Source organism: Oleiagrimonas sp. (genome assembly GCF_027858935.1).
Lineage (GTDB): Bacteria > Pseudomonadota > Gammaproteobacteria > Xanthomonadales > Rhodanobacteraceae > Oleiagrimonas.
The window spans coordinates 1-6507 of sequence record NZ_JAQIBU010000198.1 but is presented as its reverse complement, the minus strand read 5'-3'; the positions used below and the strand labels follow the sequence as shown (position 1 = coordinate 6507).

The following is a 6507-nucleotide window of genomic DNA, read 5'->3' as shown; positions in this document are numbered from 1 at the left end:
CTGACGACTACAAGCCCGAGCTGGGCAAATCAATCTACGAAAATGGCATCGCATCGGTACAACTTCCTTCATGCCAGTCCTGCCATGGTCCGAAAGGCCTGGGCAACAGCGAAAAGATGTACCCGCGTATCGCCGGACAGCATGCGCAGTACGTGACCCAGGTGCTCACCGGATGGCATGACGGCAAGGCGTGGGGCGACAGTCCGCATGCCAAACTGGTGGTCCAGGTTGCCCAGAAACTGAACATGGAGCAGATCCACGCCTTGTCGTCCTACGTCGAGGGCCTCAACGCAAATCCGTAGGTGTCATGTTCTTGCCAGCATGTCCAAAACGGGAAGGCGCAAGTTTCACGCGGCCATGCTGTGCGGGGTTTCCTGACTGACGTTCGTGGTCATGGGCTGACGCGCAGCGGCAAAAGCCTGCATGAACAGACTCAGGAAACTGCCGTCCGACGAAGTGGTCATGGCCTGGCTCGTGCTGGCCAGCGGCGCATGCATCACTTGTTGTTCACGGATTGGCGAGGTTGCAGCAACCTCCCGGACGTCACACTCGCGCGGATCGGCGTCGGTACTCATGATCTCCTTCATCGCCAAGGCGCCCCTGCATGAGATATAACGATGCATGAAGCGGTTGACCCGTCCCTGCGGGTTTTCCGGTGAAGTCGGGTGGACGTTGAGAATGTTCATGGCAGTTTCCAGATTTCGAAAACGAGTATGCGGTCACGGTTTTCCATGCAAACGTCGTGCCAACGAACAAAAAATGCCGTTCCAGCGCACCTGTCAGGACATCCGCATTCCCATGCCAGATGGATTTGCAGGGCAGAAAGGGGTTCTCAAGATGAAATATGCATGGATTGCCATGCTTGGCTGGATGCTGTCTGGCGTGGTCATGGGGTCTACATCCACGTCCGAAGTCAGGGCCAGCATGATGGTCAGCGGCAGCATCGCGGTATCAGCAAAGGGACGCGTCATCGGATATACCCTGGACCAGAAGGACAAGCTGCCTGCATCGGTGACGCAATTGCTGGCCAGGAACATCTCCCGCTGGCGCTTCGAGCCGGTACTTCGGCATGGATCACCCGTGTCCGCAAAAGCCAGGATGTATCTTCGCATCACGGCTCGCCCCCAGGGCAAGAACCGATATGCGCTCAGCATCAGCGGAACGCGCTTCGGATCCAATGACAGCAACAGGAGCGTTCGTTACAACGGACGCCCCAAGGCGCCGTTCTATCCCATACTTGAACGACAAGACCGCGTTTCGGGCACGGTCTACCTCGTCATTCGCGTCAATCGACTGGGCCGAGTCGACAAAATCGCCACCGAACAGGTCGACCTGTATACCAGGGGTCCTTACATGCTGATGAAGCGCTGGCGAGATGACCTGGCCACGTCCGCCGAGAAGACGGCCAGTCAATGGACCTTCAAGTTGCCGACCCAGGGCAAGGACGCCGACAAGACGCACTGGACCGTCAAGACACCAGTGACATTCTCGATAGCTCGCTATGCGCGCCATTTGAAGGCCTACGGCCACTGGCACCTCTATATTCCAGGACCGCGCAACTTCATTCCCTGGGTGGACGCCACCCAGCTCGCCAACGGTGATGGGGACGCGATGCCCGTGGATGGCCTGTATTCCTCCCAACAGGCCCTGCACCGGATCAACCAGCCGCAGAGCTGATCAGTTCGCTCTGCTGGCAACGGATCGAAGTATGGTTCCGGCCGAAAGGGGCGGCAGGCCAAGGCTTCCGACCAAGTCCGGTATCACCGAAGCGTGCCCAGGGCCGCCTGCAGGTCCGCGATCAGGTCGTCCGGCGCCTCGAGCCCGATGTTCAGGCGCAGGATCTCCCCGCCATAGCGACGGGCAAGGTCGCGACGGGTCGGGTACGTCATCGCCAGTGAACGCACCCCGCCCCAGCTGTAGCCCGCATCGAACAGTTGCAGCGCATCGGCCAGGTCGGAAACCTGCGCCGCGGTGACCTGCGGCGCAAACACCACCGAGAACAGGCTTGCGCTGCCAGTGAAATCCCGTTTCCAGAATTCATGGCCCACGCAGTCGGGCAAGGCCGGGTGCAGCACGCGCGCGATCTGCGGTTGGTCCTTCAGCCAGCGCGCCACTATAAGCGTGGATCTTTCCAGCTGTTCCAGCCGCAGGCCCATGGTCTGCAGGCCGCGCAGCGCACGGCTGGCATCATCGGGAGACACGCCCATGCCGAGCAGACGCCAGGTCGAGCCGATCCGCTCGTAACCGGAATCGTCGCGGACCGACACCGAGCCCATCAGCAGGTCGCTGTGGCCACCCACATATTTGGTCAGCGCCTGGATGCTGATGTCGACCCCGGCGGCAAAGGCGTCAAACAGCACGCCCGCGGCATAGGTGTTGTCGAGCGCCACTTGGACGCCGCGTTCGTGCGCCGCTTTGACGATGGCCGGCACATCCTGCACTTCCATGGTGATCGAGCCCGGACTTTCGACCCAGACCAGCGCGGTGTTCTCGCGGATCCTCGATGCCAGGTCCTCGCCCAGCATCGGGTCGTACTGCTCGATCTCCACGCCAAAATCGGTCAGGAACCGGGTCAGTTCGACGTTCGGGCCATAGGCCGACCACGGCAGCAACACGTGATCCCCCGGCCGACAGCAAGCCAGGTAGACCAGAGCGATGGCCGCCATGCCGGACGGCACCACGAAGCTGTGTCGCGCACCTTCCAGGTCGGCGATGCGGGCGCCGAGTTCCAGCACGGTGGGCGTGCCGAACAAACCGTAGGCATACCCTTCCTGGTCGGCCCGCCAGTTGTCGTGTGCGTCGCGTTGGCGATCGAACACCACCGTCGATCCGCGATGGACCGGCGAGACCAGCGAGCGGAATCCTTCGGGGACCTTCGCCGTCATGTGCAGCAACCGGGTTTTCCAGTGCATGCGAACCTCCAGATCAAACGTGTAAACGCATCCTTCCATTAAAACAAATCCCGAGGCGATTGTTGATGCCCCGCAGACGGTGATTTTGCTGGCGCAATCCGTTCTATCATGCAGTCCGGGTGAACGGCTCTGCCCGTTGGCCCGGTTTTCATCCACTGCTTGAACGGTGCGAAATAACGTACACCACGCCTGTTTGCATGCCATCCGCCGGGAGCGTTCCCGCTTTCAAGTACCCGAATGTCCGGGAACGAACCGCCTTGACCTGATCGCTGAAAGGAGATGGACTTGCTCACGTTCAAGCGCATGAACACAAACATTCCCGAAGGCGCCGGCGCGCTGTTCTTTATCCAGACGGCATCCACGCTCGGCTTCGCAGTGCTGTATTCCACGCTGGTCCTTTACACCACCAAACATCTGCACTTTTCGATCAAGCAGGCCACGGCGGTCATGGGTGTGTTCGGCGCGTTCAACTACGGGCTGCACCTGTTCGGCGGCTATCTGGGCGGGCGTTTCCTGAGCAACCGGAACCTGTTCGTAGGCGGCATGCTGCTGCAAGTGCTGGGCTGCGGCCTGATCGCGCTGGGCACCACCGCCATGCTGTCTTGGGGACTGGCGCTGTTCCTCACTGGCAGCGGATTGAACGTGACCTGCATCAACATGATGCTGACCCAGCGTTTCACGCCCGAAGACAGTCGCCGCGAAGGCGCGTTCCTGTGGAACTACGCAGGCATGAACCTGGGCTTTTTCATCGGCTTCGCGGTTGCCGGCCATTACCAGCTCACCCAGAGCTACGCGAGCCTGTTCATATTTGCGACCCTGGGCAATTTCCTCGCGATTGTACTGGCCACCTTTCACTGGAAAACACTGTCCGACCGCCATACGACCTTGCTTGATGTATCACGCAAGGAATATCGATGGCGCTTCATCGCGGGCATCGCGATTCTCATCGGACTGGTGCCGGTGGTCTGGTTGCTGCTGCAGAATCCCGGCTCTACAGAAACCCTGATCAAGGCCATCTGCGCCGTGGTCGCGGCGGCACTGGTCTATATCACGGTGCAACACCGCGACAGGATCGAGCGGCACAACATGTGGGCCTACCTGATCCTGGCGCTGGGCTCGCTGGTGTTCTGGGCGCTTTACCTGATGGCGCCGAGCGGCCTGCAGTTGTTCGCCGTCAACAACGTGGACCTGAAGGTCTGGGGCATCACGGTTGCGCCGCAATGGATCCAGAACATCAACACCGTGGTGATCGTGCTCGGCGGACCGCTGATGGCGGCCTGGTTCAACCGCATGCGGACACGTGGCTGGAACATCGACATTCCCGCGCAGTTCTCGGTCTCCCTGCTGCTGATGGGTTTCGGGTTTCTCGCCCTGCCTGCCGGCATCTTGTTCGCCGACGGACAGGGCCTGGTCGGGTTCGGATGGCTTTTCGGCAGCTATGTGTTGCAGAGCATCGGCGAGCTGCTGATCTCGCCGATCGGCTACGCGATGATCGGCAAGCTGGCGCCACGCAAGTACCAGGGCATCATGATGGGCAGCTGGATGCTGGTGACCGGACTGGCCTCGCTGTTCGCCGGGGATTTTTCGGGCATGATCCCCGAACCCGCCGGCACTACCCCGCTGGCTACCGACCCGGCCTATGCCAGCCTGTTCGCCAAGCTGGGCGGTGGCAGCCTGCTGGTCGGCATCGCGCTGGTGGTGCTGATCCCGTTCCTGCGCAAGCTGATCCACAACAAGGACACCCCCGCCGACGACGAACCCGTCGCCGTGGTACCCGTACAGTAAGCCACCGATCGACTCCGCTACGATAGCGGGTGAGCGCAATGATCGCGTTCGGGCGTCCACTGACAAAGACGTGCAAAAGCGCGGCTGCAAATGACACACTTCCAGCGCCCGGGAACCGGATCGATCCGGCGACGGGAAGGCAGCTGGTCATACTGCCAGCGACGCAAGCGGCGAAATGAAGATGCAGCCCGTTTGCAGCAACTTTCCCACCCCTTTTCCACGAAACTGCTAGGATTCAGCAACCCCCCATGCTCAGCATCGAACAACGTATTGCCGAAGATATCGCCGCGCAGACGGCCCAAGTCCACGCCGCGATAAAACTCCTCGACGACGGCGCCACGGTTCCCTTCATCGCCCGATACCGCAAGGAGGCGACCGGTGGCCTGGATGACACCCAGCTTCGCCTGCTGGAAGAACGCCTGCGTTACCTGCGCGAACTCGAGGATCGTCGCGCGGCCATCCTGGCCAGCATGGAGGAACAGGGCCATCTCAACGACGCCCTGCGTGAGCAGATCGAGGGCGCCGAGACCAAGGCGCGCCTGGAAGATCTGTATCTGCCGTACAAGCCCCGGCGCCGCACCAAGGCGCAAATCGCGCGCGAGGCGGGCCTGGAACCGCTGGCGCAGGCGCTGCGCGAAGATCCGTCCGTGGCGCCCGAAACACGCGCCGAAGCCTTCATCGATGCCGACAAGGGCGTGACCGACGTCAAGGCCGCGCTGGAGGGTGCGCGCGCCATCCTGATGGAATCGATCGCCGAGGATGCAACGCTGGTCGGCGCCCTGCGCGACTGGCTCTGGCAGGGCGGTCGCATCCGCGCGCGCGTGATCGAGGGCAAGCAGACCGAGGGCGCCAAGTTTCGCGACTACTTCGATCACAATGAGGCCCTTGCGACAATTCCCTCGCACCGCCTGCTGGCGCTGATGCGGGCACGCAACGAGGGTATCATCGACCTGGAGCTGGAGCCCCCCGGCGCGGACGCCGAGCAGGGTCATGCCGATGGCATTGCTCGGGTGGCCCAGCATGCCGGTATGGTCCAACGCGGACGCCCGGCGGATCCCTGGTTGGCCGATACCGTGCGTCTGGCCTGGCATGCCAAGCTGCACCTGCACCTGAAACTGGATCTGTTCGGCCACGCCCGCGAAGCGGCCGAGAACGCCGCCATCTCGGTGTTCGGCGACAACCTCAAGGACCTGCTGCTGGCCGCACCCGCCGGGCCCAAGGCGGTGATGGGCCTGGATCCCGGCATCCGAACCGGCGTCAAGGTCGCCGTGGTCGACGCCACCGGGAAACTGCTGGATACGGACACCATCTACCCGCATGAACCGCGGCGCCAATGGGACCGGTCCATCGCAGAACTCGCGCACCTGTGCGAGAAGCACCATGTGGCCCTGATCGCCATCGGCAACGGCACGGCCTCACGCGAAACCGACAAACTGGCCGGCGAGCTGATCAAGAAGCATGCGTCGCTCACACTGGCCAAGATCGTGGTCAGCGAGTCGGGGGCGTCGGTCTATTCGGCCTCCGAAACCGCCGCGCGCGAATTCCCGGATCTGGACGTCTCCCTGCGCGGCGCCGTCTCCATCGCGCGCCGCCTGCAGGATCCACTGGCCGAGCTGGTCAAGATCGAGCCCAAGGCCATCGGCGTGGGCCAGTACCAGCACGACGTCAACCAGGCACGTCTGGCGCGTTCGCTCGATGCCTGCGTGGAAGACTGCGTGAACGCCGTGGGCGTGGATGTGAATACGGCCTCGGCACCGCTGCTTTCGCACGTGGCCGGACTTTCTGCCAGCGTCGCCGACAACGTGGTCCG

General features: G+C 62.3%; 6 protein-coding genes. 4 read left to right on the top strand and 2 right to left on the bottom strand.

Features of this window, described 5'->3' with window-relative positions; translation table 11 throughout:
• Positions 1-302, top strand: a 302-nt coding sequence (locus PF446_RS07350; protein ID WP_298070682.1) for a c-type cytochrome, incomplete at its 5' end; no start/stop codon positions are given.
• 45 nt (positions 303-347) lie between these two features.
• On the opposite strand, the gene PF446_RS07345 is transcribed toward PF446_RS07350, so the two are convergent.
• Positions 348-686, bottom strand: coding sequence for a hypothetical protein (locus PF446_RS07345; protein WP_298070679.1), 339 nt, complete (start codon positions 684-686; stop codon positions 348-350).
• Between the two features lie 151 nt (positions 687-837).
• Here PF446_RS07345 and PF446_RS07340 point away from each other — a divergent pair, with 151 nt between their 5' ends.
• Complete coding sequence (locus tag PF446_RS07340; RefSeq protein ID WP_298070677.1) at positions 838-1677, top strand: energy transducer TonB; 840 nt, start codon at positions 838-840, stop codon at positions 1675-1677.
• Between the two features lie 83 nt (positions 1678-1760).
• Here PF446_RS07340 and PF446_RS07335 read toward each other — a convergent pair whose 3' ends face one another.
• The gene (locus PF446_RS07335) at positions 1761-2912 is read right to left on the bottom strand and encodes a cystathionine beta-lyase (RefSeq protein ID WP_298070676.1); all 1152 of its coding nucleotides are present in this window, start codon (positions 2910-2912) and stop codon (positions 1761-1763) included.
• A 303-nt stretch (positions 2913-3215) separates the two neighbouring features.
• Here PF446_RS07335 and PF446_RS07330 point away from each other — a divergent pair, with 303 nt between their 5' ends.
• Together PF446_RS07330 and PF446_RS07325 are read left to right on the top strand one after the other, a co-directional pair.
• Positions 3216-4697, top strand: a complete 1482-nt coding sequence (locus PF446_RS07330; RefSeq protein ID WP_298070674.1) for an oligopeptide:H+ symporter — start codon at positions 3216-3218, stop codon at positions 4695-4697.
• 248 nt (positions 4698-4945) lie between these two features.
• Positions 4946-6507 (top strand): Tex family protein (locus PF446_RS07325; protein WP_298070672.1); only part of this gene is annotated, 1562 nt, incomplete at its 3' end.

What these genes read in the sequence shown, in the direction of transcription:
- PF446_RS07340 (WP_298070677.1), top strand. Translation starts at nt 838, where the DNA reads ATGAAATATGCATGGATTGCCATGCTTGGCTGGATGCTGTCTGGCGTG.
- PF446_RS07345 (WP_298070679.1), bottom strand. Translation starts at nt 686, where the DNA reads ATGAACATTCTCAACGTCCACCCGACTTCACCGGAAAACCCGCAGGGA.
- PF446_RS07335 (WP_298070676.1), bottom strand. Translation starts at nt 2,912, where the DNA reads ATGCACTGGAAAACCCGGTTGCTGCACATGACGGCGAAGGTCCCCGAA.
- PF446_RS07330 (WP_298070674.1), top strand. Translation starts at nt 3,216, where the DNA reads ATGAACACAAACATTCCCGAAGGCGCCGGCGCGCTGTTCTTTATCCAG.